This is a genomic window from Candidatus Protochlamydia amoebophila UWE25 (assembly GCF_000011565.2).
GTDB classification, from domain to species: Bacteria; Chlamydiota; Chlamydiia; order Chlamydiales; family Parachlamydiaceae; genus Protochlamydia; species Protochlamydia amoebophila.
The window spans coordinates 464,520-489,207 of sequence record NC_005861.2; the positions used below are offsets into that span (position 1 = coordinate 464,520).

20 protein-coding genes and 1 tRNA gene are annotated in these 24,688 nt (G+C 33.7%); 14 read left to right on the top strand and 7 right to left on the bottom strand.

Annotated elements, in window-relative coordinates; translation table 11 throughout:
• Positions 1 to 94 precede the first annotated feature (94 nt).
• The gene (locus tag PC_RS01680) at positions 95 to 895 is read left to right on the top strand and encodes an RMD1 family protein (protein WP_011174891.1); all 801 of its coding nucleotides are present in this window, start codon (positions 95 to 97) and stop codon (positions 893 to 895) included.
• Between the two features lie 840 nt (positions 896 to 1,735).
• On the opposite strand, the gene PC_RS01685 is transcribed toward PC_RS01680, so the two are convergent.
• The gene (locus tag PC_RS01685) at positions 1,736 to 2,713 is read right to left on the bottom strand and encodes a hypothetical protein (RefSeq protein WP_011174893.1); all 978 of its coding nucleotides are present in this window, start codon (positions 2,711 to 2,713) and stop codon (positions 1,736 to 1,738) included.
• Positions 2,714 to 2,851: 138 nt separating this feature from the next.
• Positions 2,852 to 4,459, bottom strand: coding sequence for a murein biosynthesis integral membrane protein MurJ (gene murJ, locus PC_RS01690; protein WP_011174894.1), 1,608 nt, complete (start codon positions 4,457 to 4,459; stop codon positions 2,852 to 2,854).
• Positions 4,460 to 4,748: 289 nt separating this feature from the next.
• On the opposite strand from murJ, the gene PC_RS01695 reads away from it, so the two are divergent.
• Together PC_RS01695 and asnS are read left to right on the top strand one after the other, a co-directional pair.
• Entirely contained in the window at positions 4,749 to 5,597 is an 849-nt protein-coding gene (locus tag PC_RS01695; protein ID WP_011174895.1) for a deoxyribonuclease IV, read from the top strand.
• Positions 5,598 to 5,731: 134 nt separating this feature from the next.
• Positions 5,732 to 7,135 (top strand): asparagine--tRNA ligase, encoded by a 1,404-nt coding sequence (gene asnS, locus PC_RS01700; RefSeq protein ID WP_011174896.1) that lies wholly within the window; start codon positions 5,732 to 5,734, stop codon positions 7,133 to 7,135.
• A gap of 113 nt (positions 7,136 to 7,248) precedes the next feature.
• Here asnS and PC_RS01705 read toward each other — a convergent pair whose 3' ends face one another.
• Complete coding sequence (locus PC_RS01705; RefSeq protein WP_011174897.1) at positions 7,249 to 8,271, bottom strand: glutamyl-tRNA reductase; 1,023 nt, start codon at positions 8,269 to 8,271, stop codon at positions 7,249 to 7,251.
• Positions 8,272 to 9,039: 768 nt separating this feature from the next.
• Here PC_RS01705 and PC_RS01710 point away from each other — a divergent pair.
• Positions 9,040 to 10,545: a hypothetical protein gene (locus tag PC_RS01710; RefSeq protein WP_181679016.1), complete on the top strand. Its 1,506-nt coding sequence runs from the start codon at positions 9,040 to 9,042 to the stop codon at positions 10,543 to 10,545.
• Between the two features lie 91 nt (positions 10,546 to 10,636).
• On the opposite strand, the gene pseB is transcribed toward PC_RS01710, so the two are convergent.
• Entirely contained in the window at positions 10,637 to 11,665 is a 1,029-nt protein-coding gene (gene pseB, locus PC_RS01715; protein ID WP_011174899.1) for a UDP-N-acetylglucosamine 4,6-dehydratase (inverting), read from the bottom strand.
• Positions 11,666 to 11,887: 222 nt separating this feature from the next.
• On the opposite strand from pseB, the gene PC_RS01720 reads away from it, so the two are divergent.
• The 8 genes from PC_RS01720 to PC_RS01755 all read left to right on the top strand — a co-directional run bounded on the left by PC_RS01720 (position 11,888) and on the right by PC_RS01755 (position 19,280).
• A complete protein-coding gene (locus PC_RS01720; RefSeq protein WP_011174900.1) occupies positions 11,888 to 13,708 on the top strand; it encodes a DNA topoisomerase IV subunit B in 1,821 nt (606 codons plus the stop codon).
• 80 nt (positions 13,709 to 13,788) lie between these two features.
• Positions 13,789 to 15,690, top strand: a complete 1,902-nt coding sequence (locus PC_RS01725; RefSeq protein WP_011174901.1) for a DNA topoisomerase IV subunit A — start codon at positions 13,789 to 13,791, stop codon at positions 15,688 to 15,690.
• 113 nt (positions 15,691 to 15,803) lie between these two features.
• Positions 15,804 to 16,427, top strand: a complete 624-nt coding sequence (locus PC_RS01730) for a regulatory protein RecX (RefSeq protein WP_011174902.1) — start codon at positions 15,804 to 15,806, stop codon at positions 16,425 to 16,427.
• Between the two features lie 107 nt (positions 16,428 to 16,534).
• Positions 16,535 to 16,801 carry a hypothetical protein gene (locus PC_RS01735; protein ID WP_011174903.1) on the top strand — a complete coding sequence of 89 codons (267 nt, stop codon included), beginning with the start codon at positions 16,535 to 16,537 and terminating at the stop codon, positions 16,799 to 16,801.
• A 257-nt stretch (positions 16,802 to 17,058) separates the two neighbouring features.
• Positions 17,059 to 17,364 carry a hypothetical protein gene (locus PC_RS01740; protein ID WP_011174904.1) on the top strand — a complete coding sequence of 102 codons (306 nt, stop codon included), beginning with the start codon at positions 17,059 to 17,061 and terminating at the stop codon, positions 17,362 to 17,364.
• Between the two features lie 15 nt (positions 17,365 to 17,379).
• Positions 17,380 to 18,336, top strand: a complete 957-nt coding sequence (locus tag PC_RS01745) for an RluA family pseudouridine synthase (protein WP_011174905.1) — start codon at positions 17,380 to 17,382, stop codon at positions 18,334 to 18,336.
• Between the two features lie 16 nt (positions 18,337 to 18,352).
• Entirely contained in the window at positions 18,353 to 18,808 is a 456-nt protein-coding gene (gene dtd / locus PC_RS01750) for a D-aminoacyl-tRNA deacylase (protein WP_011174906.1), read from the top strand.
• Between the two features lie 223 nt (positions 18,809 to 19,031).
• Entirely contained in the window at positions 19,032 to 19,280 is a 249-nt protein-coding gene (locus PC_RS01755; RefSeq protein ID WP_011174907.1) for a KH domain-containing protein, read from the top strand.
• Positions 19,281 to 19,572: 292 nt separating this feature from the next.
• On the opposite strand, the gene PC_RS10245 is transcribed toward PC_RS01755, so the two are convergent.
• The 3 genes from PC_RS10245 to PC_RS01770 form a co-directional block, all read right to left on the bottom strand.
• On the bottom strand, positions 19,573 to 22,230 hold the full coding sequence (locus PC_RS10245) for a hypothetical protein (RefSeq protein WP_011174908.1): 2,658 nt from the start codon (positions 22,228 to 22,230) through the stop codon (positions 19,573 to 19,575).
• 23 nt (positions 22,231 to 22,253) lie between these two features.
• Positions 22,254 to 22,326, bottom strand: a tRNA-Arg gene (locus tag PC_RS01765).
• Positions 22,327 to 22,460: 134 nt separating this feature from the next.
• Positions 22,461 to 22,865, bottom strand: coding sequence for a hypothetical protein (locus PC_RS01770; protein WP_011174909.1), 405 nt, complete (start codon positions 22,863 to 22,865; stop codon positions 22,461 to 22,463).
• Positions 22,866 to 23,316: 451 nt separating this feature from the next.
• Between PC_RS01770 and folK the strand changes: the two genes are divergently transcribed.
• Together folK and kdsA are read left to right on the top strand one after the other, a co-directional pair.
• A complete protein-coding gene (folK, locus tag PC_RS01775; protein ID WP_052278627.1) occupies positions 23,317 to 23,829 on the top strand; it encodes a 2-amino-4-hydroxy-6-hydroxymethyldihydropteridine diphosphokinase in 513 nt (170 codons plus the stop codon).
• Between the two features lie 29 nt (positions 23,830 to 23,858).
• Positions 23,859 to 24,686: a 3-deoxy-8-phosphooctulonate synthase gene (kdsA, locus tag PC_RS01780; RefSeq protein ID WP_011174912.1), complete on the top strand. Its 828-nt coding sequence runs from the start codon at positions 23,859 to 23,861 to the stop codon at positions 24,684 to 24,686.
• Positions 24,687 to 24,688: the final 2 nt, after the last annotated feature.

Consider the following 24,688-nt stretch of genomic DNA (forward strand, 5'->3'; position numbering starts at 1 on the left):
ATTCAAAGCAATTAGTCTTTGGTACTGCATCATTAAGATGTTTATCGATCAATTATGAAAGCTTTTGCTAAATGGCATAAAATATAAATAACTAATGGCATATATGGATTGTCTCGCTTATTGCACAGCATCTTCCTATCAAATTAAACCCTTATTTGAAAGTTTAAAACACCAAGGAGCTACTCTTTATCGTGATGTAGTTCATCTTCCCATACCAGGAATTTCGATCGGGGATATATTTTATTTTTCTTATGGGGCTACTGTTTGTTGGGGGGTAACTCCAGATCAATGTCAACAATTTTTAGATCAAGCTAAAGCTTATGAAGAGCAGCCATTAATTCCGGAGGAAATGGATATTGATGAATTTACTTTTACATTTGGAGACGTTCCAAAAATTATTGAAGATGAAATTATTCTTCCTAATCGAGATGTTTTAAATCGCTTGGCCATTTCTCACGGATTAGCCCAATCTGTTAAGTTAGGGACTTTCGAGCATGCAATTCGTCGCACATTTCAATTCACTAAGCGAATTCCTCAAGATTTGGCGAAGCAGGGAAAAATTCCTCTTTCAAGAAAAGAAATTAGAAAGAAGATGGGGGCATTATTTATAGAGCGTAACTCCATCAACTTACATCTAGATATTTTGGATACACCAGAATTTTTTTGGGAATATTCTGAGTTAGAACCGCTTTACGCAATGACAAATAATTATCTAGATATTGATACAAGAGTGGAAGTCTTAAATCAAAGATTAGATGTCATGCATGAATTGTTTGAAATGCTCGGAAACGAACTTAATCATCAGCATTCTAGCCGATTAGAATGGACAATTATTTGTTTAATTGTGATTGAAGTTTTTCTATCTATATGGCGAGATGTATTTCATTTTATTTAGGGCATTTTCGCAGAAAAAGTGAGAAAAATACGACTATAAAAATTAATTAATGAAGAGAGGCGATCCTTAATTCGTCAAATACTCCTCGAACGGGTAACACTAGAATGTGTTTGCCGCATTTCAATGTTAGCATGCCGTAGTTTCTACAATTTATTCATGAAATCATTGAGAAAATTCCTAAAAAGTTTGAGTGCAATTGTAACAAGTACAGAGGTAGGTGATTCAAGACGCTGCTATCAAGTTAGATGAGCAATGGGGAGCTATGGGGGAATAAGGATAATCAACAATGGCTGTGGTTTGTTTTCAATCTGCTATGAGGCAAGTTTTAGGCATGCGCAACGAGAAGTAAACGCGAAAAGCTGCGGGAATGTCTGATGAGAAAATTGCCAGAAAACTCAAAAAACTGTCTTTTATACACATGAATTCTCAATGTGGCGAAGTCATTCTTTAGACGCAGTACCGACTTAATTGGAAAAGAAGCGGGAAAAGTAAGCTCTATTGAAAGATTCAATTATATCTTTAGACAAAAATGCTTTCTCAAGCAGTGAGAAAATATTTTCTTTTTTGAAGAAGTTAATTAACCCTATTAGTATAATCAACTATTTTATTTGCGACTACAATCGGCGTTGAGCATTATAAGTTAGGACTACCAGAATAGGGATAAAACTTAATCAACAATTGACTTTGTTCTTAAAATTCTAAATTTAATAAAGAGTTGTCTAAGCATTTTAGATTAAAATTTATATAGCGATTTAATTGTAATCTTATAGGTTGGACAACTATTTAAAGGACTTACTTACGCTCTGTCTCTTGTACAGGCGTAGTTACTAATATCCCATTTTATTCTGGGAATTCTACATCCATAATAAGATTTAAAACTTCTTTTTTGCTATCAACCCGTCTAATTGCTTCTGCGATAATTCGATTCATGAAGCTTTCTTTAGAAGTTGGAACTTTTTCGCCTGATGATCCGATTTGAGAATAACCTAAAAGTTTATTACCAACTTTTACTTCACTAACTCTAACCTTTAAGTACGAATCAATCACATTAATACTTTCTTCTATGGTGCAAATAATTTCATATACACCTTTGGTAACATGGTTAACTTTAAATATTGTCTCGGTCACTTCATCCTTAGGATTTGTAGTGCTTCTGCCTACTACCTGGAGCAAACAGCCTTCGGTCGTAGGGGTTGCGTCTGGAAATTCAGCGAAAACCCACAAATGTTTCCAGTCCTTCCAAAGTTCGTTGACAACATTAGCTAATTGTTGGTTTCTAACGATGTTTGCATGGTCTTGTTTTAATTCTTCTTGCCACTCGTCAGCGAAAGTCATATAATCAAATCGAACTTGATCTATTTTTTTATCCAATTCTTCTTCAAACTTGCCTGGAAAAATTTCCGCTGTAAGTTCTTGGGTTGCAATTAATGACAGACGTTTTTGAGCCATGTTATAAACTTTTTTTACATTATTCGTAGTTTTTTCAACAAAAAAAACTTCTTCTTTTGAAAGTTTTTTAAGGTCTAAACGTCCGATTGCAGTTAGGTGACGTTGCCACGATTTTGCCTCGCGTACATAAACTAAGGCAGAAAAATTGTGCCGGCTATGATCTAGTACATCTATCGTCGATCCAGTAATCATACTGTTGTTATATTTTTCTAACCAAGCCTTGACAATTTGATGTATTACTGACAATAGTTGTTCACTTAAAAAAGTAGCTTGGTGTTTAATTTTTTCGTCTTGGCGTTTAATTTTTTCATATTCACTTTCAGTGTACCAACTATAAAAGCCATTTAAAGCATCGTGAATAATTTGCATAACTATTTCCTATATTAATTAAAAGACATTTTATGTTTCAAAAAACATAAAGTCAAAATTTTAAAAAAACAATTAATTTAATTTCCTAATTACAAACAACACCTGTTGTCAAATTAAATGTATTTATAGCTTCAATTCTTAAGTTTTTAACATAAAATTAGGCCCCGACGAGTGAAATTTTAAAGAAACACCGAATAAACAGCAACTAGATATCCAAAAAAAAATAAAAATACTTAGTTGAATAATTAATTCGATGAGTTGTTGGCTAAACGAAATTAGGAAAATATTTGAATTCAAAACATTTAAAATTGTAGATTGATGAAAAAAATATTTACTCGCTTCTGTTCCTATAAAGGCAATGAAGGTTATGAAAAATATTTTTAGAAAAATTGGATTAGTTTTAAAAATCAGCCAACTTTTTTCTTTGTTGTTAAGAAAAATTCCAAGAAAAAATACATTCACCCATGCACTTAAACTCGTAGCAACGGCAACGCTCGTTGCTCCCCATCCAAAAAAAATAATAAACATATAGTTCAAAGAAAAATTTAAAATCATATTTAAAATGGAGGCGATAGCTGGGAGTCGATAATTATTTTGCGCGTAACATGCGGGCGCAAGTAATAGAATTAAGGTGCTTGGTAATAAACCTATTCCATAGCCCCACAAACATTTTGTCGTGCCAATCACAGAAGAAGCATGGAAATTGCCGTGACCAAAAATAAGATTCACACTTGAATACCCTAGCACGAAAAGTGCAGCAGTAAAGGGAATCATAATTGTACATGTATAAAGAACTGCATCATTTAAAAATTGATAATAAAGAGCCCAATTTTGTGCTTTTAGTGCACGTGTCAAAGGGGGTAAAAGAGCTCCTGCGATAGCGATACCAAAAAGTGCTAAGGGAAGTTGCTGAATTCTAATTGCATACCAAAGGAAGGCGGGCCCTTCTAATTCAGCGTACCTTCCAAATATGGCGTCGATTGCTGCATTGATTTGAGAAGCCATTACTCCAACCATTCCAAGTAAAAAAGGTTTTCCAAGTTTGATAACATCTGTAGAAAAAAAACTTTTTCTAAGTTCTGCCCAAAGAGGTGTTGATAAATTTTTTTTGAGAATAGAAAATGTTTGGGGAATTGTGACAAGCCACTGAGAAAGGCAGGCTATAATGACTGCAAGAGCTAGCCAAGAAATAGCTTCTGGAATTTTGTAGGATTTTAAAATCCACACAGCTGCAATCCACGCACAATTAAAAGCTAAAGGTGCAACAGCAGGGGTAAAGTAGATTTTTTCGCATTGTAGCAAAGATGCATTTAATCCAAATAAACAAATGAATAATAGACTAGGAAGCATTAATAATGTCAGGCTCAGAATTTCTTTTGTGTCATTTGTTGGATTTCCCCATGTTAAAAAAGCCCCTATTCCTAAAGAAAGAGACAAAACAAAAAAAACTAAAAAAAGCGTTAAAGAAATTACTAAATCTCTAAAAAAGCGAAATGCACGTTCCGTATCACTATGACGAATTGATTCAAATTCGGGAATAAAAGCAGATTGTAAAGAGCCTTCTCCAAATAGGCGACGACATAAATGAGCCAAACGGTAAGCTACCATGAATGATGCAATAGAAGCTTCTGTTCCAAAGGCATAAGCCATACTGATATCGCGTACCATACCAGATAAACGACTTAATAAAGTTCCTGAAAAAAAACGTTTAGCTGATTGAAAAATTGTATGAGTAGAATCAGTCATTAGTGTTCTTTATAAATTTTTTATATTTCATAGAAAATGGGTTAGAAATGAGTATAAATTATTTAAGTTGAAGATCTTCATGTTGAGAACAGTGTAAATTATCATGAAATAAAGTGGACTGCAATCTTTAATTATTAGAATTCAAGTAAGAGTTAAAAAGAGGCGGTTCCTTTTCTTGTCAAGAACACTTTACCTTGTTAAGATCTCAGCTTTATGTATTACAGGTTCAAAAACAGCAAGCTCCTTTGATAGGAGATTAGCCTTCAATGTTACCATTATAAGGAATCTTATGAGTCATTCGAATTTACTGCTTGGCGCACATACTTCTGCAGCAGGCGGGGTTTACCGTGCTTTATTAGAAGGAAAAAAAATTGGGGCAACAACTATTCAATTTTTTACAAGTAATCAAAAACAGTGGAAAGGTCGGCAATTTACAACGAATGATATTGAATTATGGCAAAGTACTCTTAAAGAGACAAATCTTACTCATCTGATGAGTCATGATAGTTATTTGATCAATTTAGGGTGCCCTAATCAAGAAAATCTTTTGAAAAGTAGGCAAGCTTTTCAAGAAGAAGTTATTAGATGTACACAATTAGGTATAAATTATTTAAATTTTCATCCAGGTGCTTCACTTGGAGAAGATGTGCAGAAGTGCTTAGATTCTATTGTGGAAAGTTTATTGTTAGTACGCCCTTTTATTCAAGGCAATTTACGTTTACTTCTTGAAGCTACTGCGGGACAAGGTACTTCTGTCGGACATAAGTTTGAACAGCTTGCTTATATCATTAATGGAGTGAAAGATGAACTTCCAATTGGAGTTTGCATTGATACCTGTCATATTTTTGTAGCAGGATATGATATACGCACGTCTTCAGCTTGGGATTTTACATTAAAGGGATTTGATCGAATCATTGGTTTGCCTTACCTTTATGCATTTCATATTAATGATTCTTCTAAAGATTTAGGTTCAAGAGTTGATCGTCACCAACCTTTGGGTGAAGGAAAAATTGGGTGGGAAAGCTTCGAATTTTTAATGAAAGATTCTCGAACAAGGCATTTGCCCAAATATCTCGAAACCCCAGGGGGTGTAGATCTATGGGAAAAAGAAATTCAAAAATTGAAAGAATTTGCTTAATAAACTTTTGTGCTTTTTTCTTTTTTACCAAATTCAATTGGTAAATATTTTTAAAACTTCTTCAAATTTGAAGAAAAAAACCAGCAAAAAAATTCAAATTAATAATCGAATAAAATGTAGTGGGGTAAATTTGCATGCGTACAAAAATTAAAAGCCTTAGAGGTACGACTCCAGAGGTTCGTGCTTTGATCGGACACGATATAACATTAAAAGGATGGGTGAGAACTGTTCGTAATCAAAAGACCTTTACTTTTATTGAAATCAATGATGGTTCTACTCTTTCTAATTTTCAAATTATAGCGACTCCAGATATAGCGGGTTATGATCAACTAATTAATCAACTTTCAACAGGAGTTTCTGTTTCAGCAATAGGTACAATTGTAGAAAGCCCAGGTAAAGAGCAAAATTTAGAAATGCAAGCAACAGCGATTACCATTATTGGAAAATGTGACCCTGAAGTTTATCTCTTGCAAAAAAAACGGCATACTTTTGAATTTTTGCGATCAATTGCGCATCTTAGACCTCGCACTAATACGATTGGAGCTGTTACACGAGTTCGTAATGCATTAGCCTTTGCAACGCATCAGTTTTTTCAAAAACGCGGATTTCTATATATCCATACTCCAATTATTACAGGGTCTGATTGTGAGGGGGCGGGTAAAATGTTTCAAGTGACAACGTTAGATCAAAACAATCCCGCTAGAACACCAGAAGGAAGAGTTGATTATACACAAGATTTTTTTGGCAAGCCTACTTATTTGACAGTTTCTGGGCAGTTAAATGGAGAGATTTATGCTTGTGCGTTATCAGATGTTTATACATTTGGTCCAACATTTCGGGCAGAAAATTCCAATACTTCCCGTCATTTAGCAGAATTTTGGATGATTGAACCCGAAATGGCTTTTGCAGATTTAAACGATAATATGGACTGTGCGGAAGATTATCTTAAGTATATTTTAAAATATGTCTTAGACAATTGCCAAGAAGATATGGAGTTTTTCAACAAGCACGTTGCGACAGATTTAATTTCTAGACTTGAGCATGTCATTAACACTTCATTTGAGAGAGCTTCTTATACTTATGCTGTAAGAATTTTAGAGAAAGCGGATAAAAAATTTGAATATCCAGTTAAGTGGGGATTAGATTTGCAATCTGAGCATGAGCGTTTTTTGGCAGAAGAATTTTTTGGTAAGCCAGTCATTTTGACAGATTATCCAAAAGACATTAAAGCATTTTATATGCGTACCAATGAAGATAATAAGACCGTGGCTGCGATGGATGTTCTCGTCCCAAAAGTGGGAGAAATTATCGGAGGTAGCCAACGGGAAGAAAGGCTTAGTGTATTAGAGTCAAAATTAAAAGAATTCAATTTACCAGCAGAAGAATATTGGTGGTATTTAGAACTTCGTAAATTCGGGAGTGTTCCTCACTCTGGTTTTGGTGCGGGTTTTGAACGTTTAGTTCAATTTACAACTGGAATGGAAAATATACGTGATGTCATTCCTTTCCCAAGGCACCCTGGAAAAGCTGATTTTTAATCAGATAAGTTATGAAAATTTGCAAGAAATCAAAAACTTGCAAATTTTTAACAAATAAATCCATTCGTGCTTATCGTTTAGACAGTTTTTTTACCTCCCAAAAGAAAGTATTTTTAGGCAGATGCTGCAAAAATTGTGATTTTAGAATCTTCTTTTTGCCTGTATCGGTTAGTATGTTCATAAGTCGCCAAGTTAACGCGATTTTCAGCTTCAATGAGAGCTTGTGTCATGCCACGATGACGAATCTTAAGAAGGCGATTAATTTGATCAATATTTAATAAAGTTATTTTGGCATTTTGGCCAAGTTTTGGCTCTACATTGCGTGGAACGCATAAATCCATAATCAGTTTATCATTATCAGCTGGGATAAAGTTCTTTTCAGGTTTAATTAAATATTCGGAAGACTTTGTTCCAAATATAATCCAATCATACTGATGCCATGAATCGAGTTGGCACCACGGAAGAAGATGCAATCCATATAGAATAGCTAATTCTTTGGAGCGAATTTCTGAACGATTGCAAATCGTCATATCTGAATATTGTTTGGATTTCAAAAAATGTAGAATTTTTCGGTTGATTTCTGAGGCACCTACAAAAAGAATTTTTGGTTGTTGAGTATTCCTAAAAAAATATTTTCCAGTTTGAAGGATTGCATGTTCTAAATTAGGCAACCCTCTTCCTAAGTGTAGCTCAGATCGTATTCTTTTAGCAATTCCCATTGATTTTTGAAAGAGAAAATGAAGTTCTTTTGGCAGACAAAGAAAGGTTGTTGCCAGATTGTACGCATTTTTTACTTGGCCTTGAATTTCTGTTTCGGCGACGATAGCGCTATCAAGTCCGGACGTCACACGTGTAAGATGGCTAAAACAATCCATACCAAAAAAAGAGTAAAGTTTATGATCAAAGTCTTCTTTTACATCTTGTCGTAAAATACTTAATAAATAGGAATGGGTAGCTGTAAGATCATGGGAACTAAAATAAACTTCGGTGCGATTACAGGTAGAAAGTAAGATAAAGTGGTGTTGATCATGAACAGATTGATTAGCTCCAAATCGCTTTTGACAAGCTTTGGCAAGTGCGTCTCTTAATTTTAAATCTGCTAGTTTGTGATTAATGCCAATAACGCCAATACGCATTCTTTTGCTCCTTTTCCCAGTTTCAATTTTACATTCTAGGGAAGTCAAATATCGTTGCGCATCTTTATAAGAAAAACGTTAATTATTGCAAATACACTTTTCATTGGAATTTATCCAAAGTGTTTTCTGTCTAATTTTATCTCTCACTGTTTAATTATTTTCGAGATTTTAAAAATAATTTGATGCTTTGAAAATCAATCTAATCCGTATTTCTTATTAATTTTATTTATTTTTAATAAATTTTATTTTCAAATTTTAACTTTAGATTATAAAAATAAATTTAAATATTTAAACTATTTTTTATAAATAAAATTAAAATTTTATTTAAACGAATACAATTAGTAAATTCAATTTTTAATTATTATTAAACTATATAGATTTTAATTTTTATACTAATTAAAACGGCATATTTTATATAATTAATTGGTTGTTAAATTAATTTTTAAAATTTTAATGGTTTTTATGTATAATAATTGTTTTTTTACAAATAATTTTTTTAGTGAATTAGATTTTACATTTGATATTTTTAATTTCCCAAAAAGTTGCGAAAATAGTTTAAATAATTTTATTAGCAAGGAAGATAAACGAAATTATTCTTCCTTTCGTAAAATTAAAAAAGTAAGAGAAAAAGGTATTTCATCTAAAACACAAATATTTAAAAGAAGGGTTTTTAATGAAAGAAGTATTCCGACAGATTTTCTATCTAAAAGAAAGAAAAAACCTGTAATTATAAGAAAATCTTCTTTGAACCTTACAAGTTTATCAAAAATGGCAAGGATTCCCCATTTGTGCGAAGATACGACAAAGGAACATATCGATAACAAATTTGATGGAAAGAATAGCCAAGTTTTAAATGTTTGTTTTCTAGACAGTCAATTAACTATTAATTATTCACCGATTAGATTTTCTGAAAGTAAGGAATCAGAATCGAACGAAAGGATGTCCACTGAATTTAAATTTGATGAAGCTTCAATTGATTATTCTTCAGAAGGTAATGAATCAACTATTGCTTATTCACCGATTAGATTTTCTGAAAGTAGGGAATCAGAATCGAATGAAAGGATGTCCACTGAATTTAAACTTGATGAAGCTTCAATTGATTATTCGTCAGAAGTTAATGAATCAACTGTTGATTATTCACCGATTAGGTTTTTTGAAAGTGAGGAATTAGAATCGACTGAAAGGATGTTCGTAGAATCTAAATTTGATGAAGCTTCAATTGATTATTCGTCAGAAGGTAATGAATCAACTATTGATTATTCAATTTCTGCAGCCTTGCAAGAATTTGAACCTGTAAGTTTAGATAGCGATTTTTTTGAACAGCAAAAACCAAAAGAATGGTTTCCCATTAAAATCGATGGGAATAATAAAATAAGTTTTTCGATTAATGCAAATGCTAAAAAAATCAAACAATTGATTTACATATTTAGAAATCATACAACTGACGAAATTGCTTTAATAGGGAAAACAGGAACTTCTTTTTCTGCTCGGATGAATCATTACAAAACTAAATTTAATAAAAGTGTTAAACCATCCAATCAAAGTAAAAAGAAATTTATTACTGCAGTTCAAAACAATCCTACTCATTTTGAAGTGGCTATTTTATATGTTTTAAAAGAAGGGGAAAATTTAGATACGTTTGAAACAGGTTTTATTAAAAGTAAAAAACCTCTCTATAATCAGCGAAACGGAGGAGGGGGTGGTTTAACTCATTCGGAAGAAGTATCAGCAATTTATGCAATTCCAAAAAATCCCCTTCTTTTAACTCCAGAAAAAAGGTTTCGTTTTAGAGTAATTGACACTTCTATTAGACCTGAAATTGATCAAGAAATTTATAAAAAGATGCTTTCAATCGCTGATAAAGTTCAAGGAATTTTATATTCCATTAAAGAAATAGGAACTGAAAAACGTTATATTGGCTACACGACAGGGAATAATCCACACACCCGTATTAGACAACATGGTTATCAAGCTCAAACCTTTTTTCCTTTTAGCGATCAATATGATCCTGAAGAGAAGGATGGAGCATTGCATCCAGCCATGGGACAGAATCCTGAAGGGTTTAGTTTTGGATTTTTACCTATATTACATGATTTGAGTGAAATGAAACTTGACGAATTAAATGAATATGCAATTGTTTCAACCATTGGTGAAGCAGAAAAAACCGCCATCAAAATTTTAAAAACTTTGGTTAGTCAAGGAGGATTTAATTGCAATGGCGGCGGTGGCGGGCCGATTTCAGGGGGTATTGCCCGAAGATTGAATTTTGATTAGACAAAACTTTAATTTTGAAACTTCTTTTCATTTATTATGATTCAATGAAACTCTCTACTTAAAATGATTTAGAGTTAAAAATTTTTCGCTTTTATATAAGTGGAGAGCTTTTAATGAATTGCTGGATTTGTTCAACTGTTAGCCATTCAGAATTTGTATGTGATGCATAAATGAAATCAGGGTGAACTGGTTTTCCCCTGATGGGGCAACTTTTGTGATTAGAAGGAATGCGTTCATCTGTTTCAGAAATGGGTTCCGGTGCGATTAAGTAATAACGTTCAAATTCTACTGTATGGCGTACATCATCAGAACTGACCATCAATTCATGGAGCTTTTCTCCTGGCCGAATACCGCAAATTTCTTTGGTTAAGCCAGGAGCTAAAGCTTCAGCTAGATCGACAATTTTAACGCTTGGAATTTTAGGAACGAAAATTTCCCCTCCTCTCATTTTATAAAAGCAGTTAGTGACAAAGTCGACTGATTGTTCCAAGGTGATCCAGAAACGAGTCATTCGCTCATCTGTTATAGGTAAGGATTTGGCTCCTTGTTCGATTAACTTTTGCCAAAAAGGAAGAATACTACCTCGACTGGCGGCGACATTACCATACCGAACCACTGAAAAAATGGGATAACCTTGTGCACCAACATAAGAATTACCAGCTAGAAATAGTTTATCTGAACAGAGTTTAGTTGCTCCGTATAAATTGATTGGATTAACAGCTTTATCTGTGGAAAGAGCAATTACTTTTTGAATGCCACAATTGATCGCTGCGTCAATGACATTCATGGCTCCTATGACATTAGTTTTAATAAATTCTGAAGGATTATATTCAGCAGCAGGAACCTGTTTTAGTGCCGCTGCATGGACAATCATTGTAACATCTCTAAAAGCACGTGCAAGCCTTTGAGAATCACGAACATCTCCTAAAAAATAGCGAATTTTAGGATGGTCAAAAAGAGGATCACTTCGTCGCATCTCCCACTGTTTCCATTCATCTCGACTAAAGATAATGACTTTGCGGCAACTGTTTTCTTTTAAAATTTTCTTAGTTAAAGCTCGACCAAAACTACCTGATCCACCCGTGATTAAAATTGTTTGATCTGTAAATACTGAATGCATAAAGCTATATCCTACGGTATTATTTTGTAATGGCTAAGTAAACCTGAAAAATGAGTTTTTGGGCAATGTGAAAGCTCAAAGGTTTCTAAGCCAAAATTAACAAACCTCTCTATAAACTCACGTTATAAATTTGGCAACCCTTAAAATTAATTGCTAAAAAACTAGATTTTCAATTGTTGAATCGTCTAAATTTTTTGTTCACAAACTAAAAGATGATTATATATGGCAAAAAACTATGATGAAAGTACAGTCAAAACGTTAGATGCGCTAGCTCACATCCGCTTGCGCTCTGGCATGTATATTGGTCGGTTAGGTGATGGAACTAACCCCGACGACGGAATTTATATTATGCTTAAAGAAGTCGTTGATAATAGCGTCGACGAATTTATTATGAAGCACGGAAAAAAAATCATTATTGAGTTAGATGAAGATCTCAGTCGCGTCTCTGTTCGAGACTTTGGAAGAGGAATTCCACTTGGCAAAGTAGTAGAATGTGTCAGCCAGATTAATACGGGTGCTAAATATAATGACGATGTTTTTCAGTTTTCTGTAGGGCTTAATGGAGTGGGAACTAAAGCCGTTAATGCCCTTTCTAGTCATTTTGTTGTTAAAAGTTATCGAGATGGAGAATTTGTTGAAGCACATTTTTCTCAAGGATTGTTGAAACAAGAGAAGAAAGGAAAGACAAAGGAAGAAAATGGCACCTATGTGGAATTTATTCCTGATCCAGAAATTTTCAAAAAATATCGTTTTCAAAAAGAATATATTTTAAAACGTATTTGGCATTATGCCTATTTGAATACGGGTCTAATTCTTCAATTTAATGGGGAAGAGATTCAATCTAAATATGGATTGCTAGACCTTTTAAATGCGGAAGTCACAGAAGATAGGTTATATGAGCCTATTCATTATCGTGGTAAATTTTTAGAATTGGCTTTTTTACACACCCACAGTTATGGAGAAAGTTATTTTTCATTTGTCAATGGACAATATACGTCTGATGGAGGAACTCATCTTTCAGCTTTTCGAGAAGGCATTTTAAAGGGAGTAAATGAGTTTACTAAGAAAAATTTCCAAGGAGTAGATGTACGAGAAGGAATTGTGGGAACCATACTTGTAAAAGTGAAAGATCCAATCTTTGAATCGCAGACTAAAAATAAGCTAGGTAATAACGAATTACGCGCTCCTATTGTCCAAGAAGTTAAAGAAGCCGTTGTAAATTTATTGCATAAACACCCCGATGTTGCGAATCGCTTAGTTGAACGAATTGTTTTTAATGAGAAGCTCCGCAAAGAACTGGCTTCCGTTAAAAAAGAAGCAAAGGAAAAGCAAAAGAAAATTTCGTTCAAAATTCCCAAATTGAGAGATTCAAAGTATCATTATCAAGATCGATCGGTACATAGTGAAAACACAATGATTTTTCTAACAGAAGGGGATTCGGCTAGTGCTTCGGTTGTGGCTTCTCGAGATCCATTAATACAGGCAGTTTATTCTTTAAGAGGTAAACCTTTAAATGTATTTGGCATGAAGCTCGATCAACTCTATAAAAATGAAGAAATGTTCAATTTAATGAATGCTCTGAATATTGAAGATGAGATTGAAAAACTTCGTTATAATAAAGTCATTTTGGCAACAGATGCAGATGTCGACGGAATGCATATTCGTAACCTAATGATAACTTTCTTTTTAACCTATTTTGAAGGACTTGTTTTAAACGGGCACTTATATATTTTAGAAACTCCTTTATTTAAAGTACGTAATAAAGTGCAAACAATTTATTGCTATAATGAAGAAGAAAAAAATAAAGCGGTTGTTAAATTAAAAAAACAAGTAGAAGTTACTCGTTTTAAAGGTCTCGGAGAAATTTCCCCCTCAGAATTTAAGCAATTTATAGGAAAGGATATTCGCTTAATCCCTGTTACAATTCATTCTTTTTCTGATATTAAATCTACTTTGCAGTTTTATATGGGGAAAAATACCCCAGAGCGGAAACAATTTATCATGCAAAACCTTATTAACGAAGATGAAATAGCTCCTGTATAGCAAGCGAATTTTTAAAAAATATGTAAATTAAGCATGAGATGAACTCTTTGATCAAGTTATCAAGATATTAGGAATAGCGCATGGAAGATATTAAGCAATTGATGCAACGTCATTATATTAAATATGCCTCTTATGTCATTTTGGATAGGGCAATTCCTAATGTTATTGATGGGCTAAAGCCCGTACAGCGACGTATTCTCTATACTCTTTGGCTCATGCATGATGGCAAGCTTCATAAGGTAGCAAATGTAGCAGGTCAGACAATGGCTCTACATCCTCATGGAGATGCGCCAATTACCGAGGCACTTATTAATATTGCTAATAAAGGCTATTTGTTAGATCAGCAAGGAAATTTTGGTAATTTATTTACAGGAGATCCTGCCGCAGCAGCTCGTTATATTGAAACTCGTTTAACACCTTTAGCAAAAGAAACTTTATTTAATGCTGATTTGACCTCTACAATTCCCTCATATGATGGCAGACATCAAGAACCTACTTGTCTTCCAGCCAAAATTCCCGTTGTCCTATTACAAGGCGCTGATGGAATTGCTGTAGGTATGTCCACTCATATTTTCCCTCACAATTTTTTAGAACTTTTAGAAGCAGAAATTGCCATATTAGAAGGCAAACCTTTTTCTATTCTCCCTGATTTTCCAACCGGCGGCATTATGGATGCTTCTGACTACAATAAAGGAAAAGGAAAAGTTCGTTTGCGAGCAAAAATTGAGGTAAGGGATGCTAAGTCTTTGGTTATTACTGAAATTTGTTATGGAACCACAACAGAATCTCTAATTCGATCAATTGATGAAGCCGCTAAAAAAGGTAAAATTAAAATTGATGCCATCAATGATTATACAGCAGAAAAAGTTGAAATTGAAATTAAGCTTCCACGTGGGCAATATGCTCAAGATTTATTAGAAGCTTTATATGCATATACTGAATGCCAAGTTACTCTACATTCACAAATTGTGGTGATCAAAGACAATTATCCCTGGGAAACAGATGTCGATTCTATCTTACGGTTGCATACAGAAAAACTTCAGGAATATTTACAAAGAGAACTAGAATTAGAACGCGATCATTTAAACGAAAAAATCTTCGAAAAAACTTTGGAGCAAATATTTATTGAAAATCGGCTTTATAAGCGAATTGAAGATTTAACTTCTTACGAAGAAGTTCATGTAACGATTGCTGCAAGTTTAATCCCTTTTCATTCTCAACTTTTAAGAATTCCTACAGAACAAGATAGAGAACGTTTACTCAGTATTCCCATTCGTCGTATTACGCGATTTGACTTAGCGAAAAATCAAGAGGAAATTTTATCTCACCAGGAGCAATTGACGCGTGTTGAAAAAGATCTGAAAAATATCATTAAAGTAGCCATTCGTTATCTCAATAGTTTGATTAAAAAATTTGCAAGCGAACATAAGCGAAAAACAGAAATTCAAGTAATTCAGCAAGTCGATACTCGTGCGATGGAAACAAGGCAAATTACTGTCTGTTTTGATCCTACAACTGGATTTATAGGAACTAAAGTCACTAGCAACTATACAATTGAGTGTACAAATTTTGATAAATTACTTGTAATATTCAAGGACGGAACTTATCAAATCATCAATATTCCTGAAAAACAATATGTCCATCATAAGGGGAATAAAGTTGTTTATGTAGGTATAGCAGATAAAAAGACAATTATTAACGTCGTTTATCGAGATCCCGAAACTCACTATGTTTATGCAAAACGTTTTATTGTCGAAAAATTCATTTTAGATAAATATTACCGCTATTTGGAAGAAGGAACAACTTTGGAATTTATTTCTACACAACCTGGAGTTTCTTTAGAATTACAATTTATTCCAAAACCTCGTCAAACTATTTCAAAAATGCAATTTCAAATCGATAATATAGCGGTAAAAGGGGTGACAGCCAAAGGTATTCGCATATCAAACCGGGAAGTCAAAAAAGTTATTATTGCCAAATAAGCCATTGCAATGTGTTTTGATCTTTATAAAGCTCTTTGAAGGAGTTACGACCCTTTAGTTTATTGTGCTTGGATAAATACGAGAAAGAAAATTAAGAAACGAGGTATTTAGTTTTGCAATTGCCTTTAAAGATTGAAGTTAAACCTCATGAATGGCGTAAAGAACTTTTTACTCTTTATATTAATGAAGAGCGAGAGCGAGATATCCATTCATCTATTTTCGGGAAAAAACCCATTTTACCTACTTGTTTACAGCTCTCTGATTGGAAAGAAATGTTTGATCGATGGGAATACAAACGAACTAGAAATTACGTTATTTGGCGTCTATCTAATCAATCTTATCACTCAGAACAACTACAAAAATTACTTAAAGATAAACTTGTTCAACCTGTAACCATACAAAAAGTAATTCAAGAATGTAAAATAGCAGGGTATTTGAATGATGAGGATTGGATTTCTTCATTTATGCGTAGTCATCAAAAAAAACATAGTTTGCGATCCATTCTTGTTAAACTTCAAACAAAAGGGTTAACGAGAGAGAGTTTAGAACAAATTAAACAAGAATGGAATCAATCAGATCAAGAAAAAAATGGAATTCTCACATTACTTCGAACTCGCTATCAGCATCAAAATTTAAGGGATTTTGTGATAAAACAAAAAGTTGTGACAGCTTTGATGCGTAAAGGATATTCATTTGATTTAATAGAAACAACGATACGCGAATTTATTGTGGATTAGTTTTATTTTTTTAATTAATTTATTTGCCATATTGTGTAATATAAATTATTTTGATATTATAAAAGTAAAGACCAGGGATTTCTGGCCAATTATCAAAGTAGGTCTGTATGTCTCAAGAAAATGTTAGTTCAGTTGGAGCTGTTGATTCAGCGAGCGTAAATGTGCAAGATCCAGCAGCAACAAATTCTCCAAATGGAACATTAAAGTCTAGTTCGGAAGTCAAAAGTTTGGCTGCCTTCAAAGAAATGGCTCCTGAAGTTTATGATAAAATGATGTTGTCAATAGCAACTGAGATTTGTAATAAAATGAAAGCACACCAAGAAAAATTGAAACAGATGTGGCGAGAGGCAACTGAACGTGCAAAAGGGGGATAGCTTTCTTATTTTATATTCTATCATGATGAAATCAAACTATTCTACATTGCTTTGTTGAATCGCTAGTGATGGCTATAAGTTCACATAATAGCGATTTACTTTTTAGTTAAAATAATTTTTGACAATCAATCACATGGAATATGCAAATATTTTCAATTTCAAATAAATTCCTTTTTGACCTACATAGTAGCTAAATCTTAGCGGACAAAAATGAATTTTAACTTTAGCTAAAGTCAATTCTTCTTTAGAATAAGCTTATGTTTGATTACCAATTATTTTTAGCATTTCCTATTTCAGAAGCTTACTTTTATCAATTGCTCCAGATTTCAGAACCAGTTCGCAACTTATTCATTCAAGAAATTGAAGGGGAATATTTGCAACAAATCACCTATCAAAAAAAGATTTATTTAGGCAAAAATGTCGGGCATTCGGTTGAATTGGAAAAATTAGAATTTATACAAAATCATATTTTCAGTTTACTTAAACGATTAGTGAGCGATTATCCCTATCACGAGCAGTCCCTAGTAGTTTTAGCTATTCCTCAGAATGAATGTTCTTCTTAAAGAAAAAGTATTTTTATGGCAAATTCTTATGGAGAAGAAGTTGATCTCTTAATCATATCTGAAGATGAGGTGGGAGAACGCTTAGATAAAGTTTTAGCTAGACGTTTTAATGCTAAATACTCTCGTACCTATTTTCAATTTTTGATTGATAAGCATTTGATATTAGTCAATGGGATTGCTGTCAAAAAAAGGACATTATTGCAAGAAGGGGATGAAGTTGAAGTGCAATTCCTCGCATCTCCTGAATCAAATTTAATGCCAGAAAATATTCCTTTATCTATTCTTTACGAGGATGAACATCTTCTTGTCATTAACAAACCAGCCGGAATGGTCGTTCATCCAGCACCTGGTAATTGGTCAGGTACTTTTGTGAACGCTCTACTTTATTATTGTCAGAAGTTACCGCTTTTACCAGACACTATACGTCCTGGCATTGTTCATCGGTTAGATAAAGGCACTTCAGGACTATTAGTGGCAGCTAAAACGCTTGAGACGCAGCAAAAACTCATTGAATTGTTTGCCTCTAGAAAAGTCTATAAAGCTTACCTAGCTATTTGTATTGGACGACCAGCAGATGGAGAAATACAAGCACCTATTGGTAGGCATCCTATACATCGTAAACAAATGGCTGTTATTCCGACTGGTAAACCTGCCATTAGTTTTTGCAAAACACTTGGATGGAGTGATAAATTGAGCTTTGTGCAAATTGAGATTGCCACGGGTCGCACCCATCAAATTCGTGTGCATATGAAGTATAGAGGGTCTCCTATTCTAGGAGATCCCTTGTATGGTCAAATTTCTTTAAATCAATATTACTCTGTTCCACATCAACTTCTTCATGCAGCGGTATTGCGTTTTCAACACCCCATTTCGCTAGAAAATCTAGAATTTTGTACTCCACCTCCTCCGGAAATGGTTCGATTGATTAAAAAAATAGACCCTAAATCTCCATATATTCGAGATGTTGAATAGGAGAGATAGATATGAGATGAAGTTAGTTATTCAACGTGTGTTACAAGCGCAAGTTTATATTGATGATAACCTGTTTAGTGCAATTGGCCCTGGCTTAATGTTATTGCTAGGAATTCACCATCAAGATAACTTAGAGCAGATTTTATGGTCTGTGGATAAGCTAGTTCATTTACGCATTTTTAACGATGAAAATGGAAAGATGAATAGAAATGTAAAAGAATGTGAAGGAGAAATATTAGTAGTCAGTCAATTTACTTTATACGGAAATTGTTTAAATGGTCGAAGACCCGACTTTATCCAAGCTGCTTCTCCTCCAATAGCTCTTTCTCTTTACAGACAATTTATTGATGAATTAAAAAAAGAAGCTCCCCATGTCAAAACAGGACAGTTTGGGGCTCAGATGCAAGTTTCATTAACAAACGATGGTCCTGTTACTTTTATCCTAGAGTCATTGGATCGACGGAAAGCATAATTTAAAAATTTTTTGCTTTTTATCTACCATTTCACTTGTTTAACAAGTGAATAAATGCTTATAAAATATTTTATATAGAGAAAGTAAAATAAAAAAAAACTTTTGATGGTTTTTTCTAGAAAATTATAGAATAATTCGCTATTGTCAAATTAAGAGACAATTATGTTTTATTGCATACGACGTCGAATGTTATCAACGTTTCATATTTGCAAAGGATCGAATTATGAAAGAATTTGTAGCATATATAGTTAAGAATTTGGTCGATCATCCAGACAAGGTAAAGATTAATGAAATCGGCGGTACACAAACACTGATTATCGAATTATCAGTCGAAAAGTCTGATATTGGAAAAATTATAGGGAAAAAAGGTAAGACCATTAATGCGATCCGTACTCTATTGATGTCTGTTGCAAGTCGCAATGGTATTCGCGTTAATTTGGAAATCTTAGAAGAAAATTCTAGACCCGAATAATTTCTATTTAAGGATGTAAGAAATAAGTTTGCTTATTTCTTATGCTATTTGTCAGAAATAGTCTTACTGTATTAATTACAGCTATATTTCTGACAAATAGTATTCACTTATCTCGCTCAATTTTCACATAATCTAAACTAAATTTGAAGATGATTAGTTTTTCCTAGAGAGTTTTCATCTTAGTACACTATTCCTAATTTTTCACTAAATTTTATTTTAGCTCCCTATAAACGACTAAAAAATCTGTTTTGAAATTAGGAAATAACATTTTAATTTTTGGTTAAAAGAAGAATTAGGTTAAACGAGGTAAAAAGGGTGTAACCATCGATTTTCGAGAATTTAGCGCTCCTGCTTTAAATCTTAGAATCGCTAATGACATTCCTTTCTGAGATTCGTTCACAATTTTCTGAGGAATATGAGGGAAATGAGAGGAAAAAATGATTTGATAATTTTGGGCATTAGGTCCTAAGAATTCTACTGACATGTTTTCTACAAAGCTTTTAGCGACTGTTTGAAAGCCTGTTAGAAAAGAATTTAAATGATCACTTGCTTGTAGCGTATTTGGAATCCAAAACCAAAGTTCATCTTGATGAGAATACGGGCCAATTTGATTGCGATAAACTTCTTCGGAACTCGCAATAGTACTGATCATGTGCAGATGTAAATCAATCTCTGGTTTATCCCGATTAATTTCCCTAGATTTATTCAACCAAGTTGAGCGGATACTTTGAGCATGTTCAAGGAAGAAAGGAAAATTAAACGCAAACATTTTTGTTTGTCCAACCCGTGCACAACCATTTTGTTCTTTAGCATCTAAAAAGATGTTAGAATAGCACCCTTCCACACAGAGCTGTAAGTTTTTTTGAACAGAAGATTCTCTGAGGTCATAAATCTTCTTATAAAATTGATACATATCTTGTTGTTGGAGAATTCGTTGCGCGGCTATTTTTGTGAATTTTTTATCAAGGGGAATGTCATCAAAATGTATAATCTCTGTTTCATAGCCCATGGATAAAGATTTTAAACGGTTGAGAAGTTGGGCAATGCAAAACAAATCCCGGTTTGAAACTTTTGTCAAAAGATCTGTATCATCTAAAATTGCGTGAAGGTAGCATAAATATTCTTGAAATTCTCGTTGAGGATGAACAAAAAATTGATTGGTTTGGTAAGTGACTAACCGTCGTTGCAGAAGGCGTTGCAGAATGCGAATTTGGCTAGAATTACCTGTTGAAAGAGCAAGTTTTTGAATCCGGTTATCAATGGCTTGCGCTGTCATTCCACCTAAACTATAGCGATCATTAATAAGAAAGGCTTGTTCAGCAATCAAAACGTTACAAGACTGAGTATCTCCAATTAATGCTGTAGGAACGGATAAAGTTTTTAGCGAGCTTTTGTGGTGATCAACAACACTGATTACTTCTAGATAGGAAGCCATTTTGACTTCTTCCAAATTACAAAAATCTCTTAAAGTAATAGTCCCAAGGCCGTTCATTCGTAAATCTGTCGCTCTAATAACACCAACGGGAAACAAAGACCCATCTTTTTCGGGAATAACGACAGTGATAAAGTCATGGCTCTGCATTTTGTGACGTATTTCATCGATGTCGCTTCTTAGATTAACATAAAGGAGAGAAGATCCTAATACTTTATGCTTGACACCTAAGACGATATCAAGACGTTCTACATAATTGCGTACATTTTGAATAGCCGCATCAAGCTGATTAATAATTTTTTCTAATTTAAGGAAAATTTTAGGGCAATCTTCTTTAAGCTTGCCTTGTTCATCGAAAATAGAGCTTTTTGGAAGAGATTTGATACTATGCTGAAAATACAAGAGCTCTGAGACAGATAAAAAATTAAGTGCTTGAATTAAATCATCAAAAGTTCCGCTAAGTCCTTTTTTGACATGTAAAATTTTGTAAAAAAAATCATGCAAATCATTTTTTTGTTTTTCGTTAAATTCCTGGACAGGTTCACAATCTTTAATTTTCACATCAAAAACTGAAGAATTAAATAGCGGAAAATCGATAACCGAAAGGTTTGTTTTAGCAAAGAGGGAAATGAGTTTAGTGTGTAGATTATTTTTAAACCATCTCAAACAAGATTTAAATAGAATAATAATTTGGCGAACAGTTTCTACATCAGAGCTTTGCCAATCACCTAAATAATGTCCGTTTTCATCAATTAAGATAATTGCTTTTTCATTAGTTTCATGATCAATATAACCCGTTAAAGTTTCTTTTGCTTCTTTAATAAAGTCTTTTTGGGATACGAGATCTATGGCTGTCAAAGTGATTGTTTGAGCGGTACGAGCCAGACAATTAAATAAACCTTCTCCAAACATTTCACTAACAATCGATGAAATAGGGGAATCAGGAGGGCCTCCAGGTAAGCACCATTGATGGAGCCCTCTAGTAACTCTAGAGGCAAAAGCATCAACCCAACCCCAAAAAGAGGCTATCATGGTATCTACGTCAGGGGACAAATGAGCAGCTATGAAATGTGTTCCATTATAGCTTTTATCCATTCCTATGGGAAAAAAGGCTTGGTAATCGCTCCTAGGAATCCATTTTCCAACGATCTTAGCACGAATTGCATAGTTTTCTTCATCGCTTAACTCAGAGAAGTTATTGAGCCAAAATTCGAAGGTATTCATTGTTAATGATTCGCTGAGAATTTTTTCTCGATTAACACGCTCCATAAAATCTAGAATAGCACTAAGAAGGAAAGATTGCGTAGGCGCTTGATTAATCAAATCACAAAGGGTTTTGTTGATCATTCTGAAGCGGTGCCTAAAGCTCAAATTGAGAAACTCAGTTGAGCGAAAGGAGTCAATCAAAGCTTGAATATCAGGAAAAGTTTGCGCCTGTGAGATATGACATAAAGAAAAACAAGGTGAGCTTGGGAAGGCTGAGGCGGTAGATGGGAGACTTTCTAATGATTTAGTCATTGTAATTTTCTTTTGAGTCAAATCGGACCGAGTAGGATTCGAACCTACGACCACCCGCTTAGAAGGCGGGTGCTCTATCCACTGAGCTATCAGTCCAGAAAGGTTTATCGAAGGCTTATTCTAGCCAATTGCAATAAAACCTAAAATGTTAGCTTGAAGGCTTGTTATTTTCAAGAATTTTCGACTGCTCAGTAATTTCTTTTTGTAAATTGTTGACGATTTGTTTGCATTTAAAATTTAATGAGCTGTTGAAGTCTTTGAATTTGCCTTTGAAGTTCGGGTGAATTTTTATAAATCTGCCAACAGTGTTTTCCTATGTGAAGTAAACCAATTGAACTCATGAGGAAATTTCCTTTTTTCCCAATAAGATTTAATTGGGAAAGGACAAGTGTTAAAGTGGGAAAACACAGTGAATGAGTAAGAATGTATATGTGATGAGAACGCAAATCATCTTGATTACGCATTAAAGTATTTATCGAGTGAAATAACAATTTGTCGGCTAAGCAATAAACTCCAAAGATGGTGGCTGTCAATTCTGCATTGATATGGAATAATTTACCGTAAATAAAACCAGTTAACGTGTCAATAGTTAGACTAATAGGTAATGTAGAGAGTTGTGGCAGTGCTTTTAGCATAAAAAACTCCAATTCTTAACGGTTAAGCTTGATTTAGTTTTCTCTTTGAATTGCCAGGGTGTTTGGTTTGTACTAGCACAGCTTTTCATTCGCCGGCTATTCCCTAAACTTTCATAGTTAAAATCAACTTTAGCAAGTAGTATAAAATTTAAATTCAAAAAATTCAAAAACAAAATTTTTATGTTGTAATTACACTGAACTATATAAATGTAAAAATAATTAAACAACTAAAATGAATGATGCTTGTTTAAAGATTTATTGATTTAAAATTTATCACTTCGAAACAATTTTTTGTTAAAAAGGTTTTTTTTTATTTGATGTCTCTCTAAAATTGTGTTTTTCACAAAAACAATATTATGTGAATTGATTGACCTAAGTTTAATCCAGGAGATTTTAGTTGAGGGATATCAGCTAGAGAATAATTTGAAACTTAGAAAAGCAGGGACTATTGTTGCAAATCGTTTATTTAGGAATTGGGGGCAATCAAGAGGAAACTTTAAAAGCCATAGAAAAAGCTCTTAATGAACTTGCTCTATTTTCAGAAGAAGCCCTTGAAATTTCGAAATTATATAAAACCTCACCCGTTGGAGATAAAAATCAAAACAATTTCACTAATTTAGTTTGCCGATTGCACACTTCATTTGATCCGAAGCTTTTACTAAAAAAAATTGAATTGCTTGAAAAGAAAATAGGTAAAACACCTAAACCGAAGTGGGCTTCCCGCCTCATTGATATCGATATCCTTTTTTATGGAAATATCATTTATTCTGATGAAGCATTGCAAATTCCTCATCCACATTGGCAAGAAAGATTATTTGTTTTGATTCCTCTGCTGGATTTAACTCCAACAATTTCTATTCGTGAAGGTGAACAATCGAAAAATTACGATTTGAGAGTAATGATACAAAATCTCACATTTGATACCTCAGATTGGGTAATTCCATTAAACGATTCTAATACTTAAAGATTTTTTATCTCTATTAAAGGTTGAATATGCGTCGAATTGTTGTTAAAGATTTTGCGATAGGTCCTAAAGAACCTCTCGTTATCATGTCTGGTCCTTGTGTAATCGAAAGCGAAACGCACTGCTTAAAAGCTGCAGAAACGCTGAAAAATATGTTTGAAAAATATAACGTTTCTCTAATTTTTAAATCTAGCTACGATAAGGCTAATCGATCTGCGTATGATTCTTTTAGAGGACCCGGTCTAGAAGAAGGTCTTCGTATTTTAGAACGTATACAAAAAGAGTTCGGTTTAGCAGTCGTTACAGATGTTCATTCCCCTCAAGAAGCAACTACTGCTGGTTCAGTTTGTGAAATAATTCAAATTCCAGCTTTTTTGTGTAGACAAACAGATCTTATTTTAGCTGCAGCCCAAACAGGAGCGATTGTTAGTATTAAAAAAGGGCAATTTTTAGCTCCTTGGGATATGGAAAATGTCATCAGAAAAATGGAATCCGGTGGAAATTCTAATATTATCTTAGTCGATCGCGGAACAACTTTTGGTTATAATAATCTTATCAGTGATATGCGAGGGATTCCAATTATGCAAGAATTGGGTTATCCTGTGTGCTTTGATGCTACGCATTCAGTGCAAAAACCTGGAGGTTTAGGTTCTAAGTCTGGTGGGGATCGAGAATTTATTCCGATTCTAGCAAAAGCAGCATTGGCTGCGGGAGCCAATTGTTTATTTATTGAATCTCATCCAAATCCTTCTGAGGCTAAAAGTGATGCTGCTTCTGTAATGGATTTCAAAGATCTAGATCAATTATTGCCTCAATTTAAAGAACTCTATGAACTTATTCAGAAGCAAGGCAAGTAGGT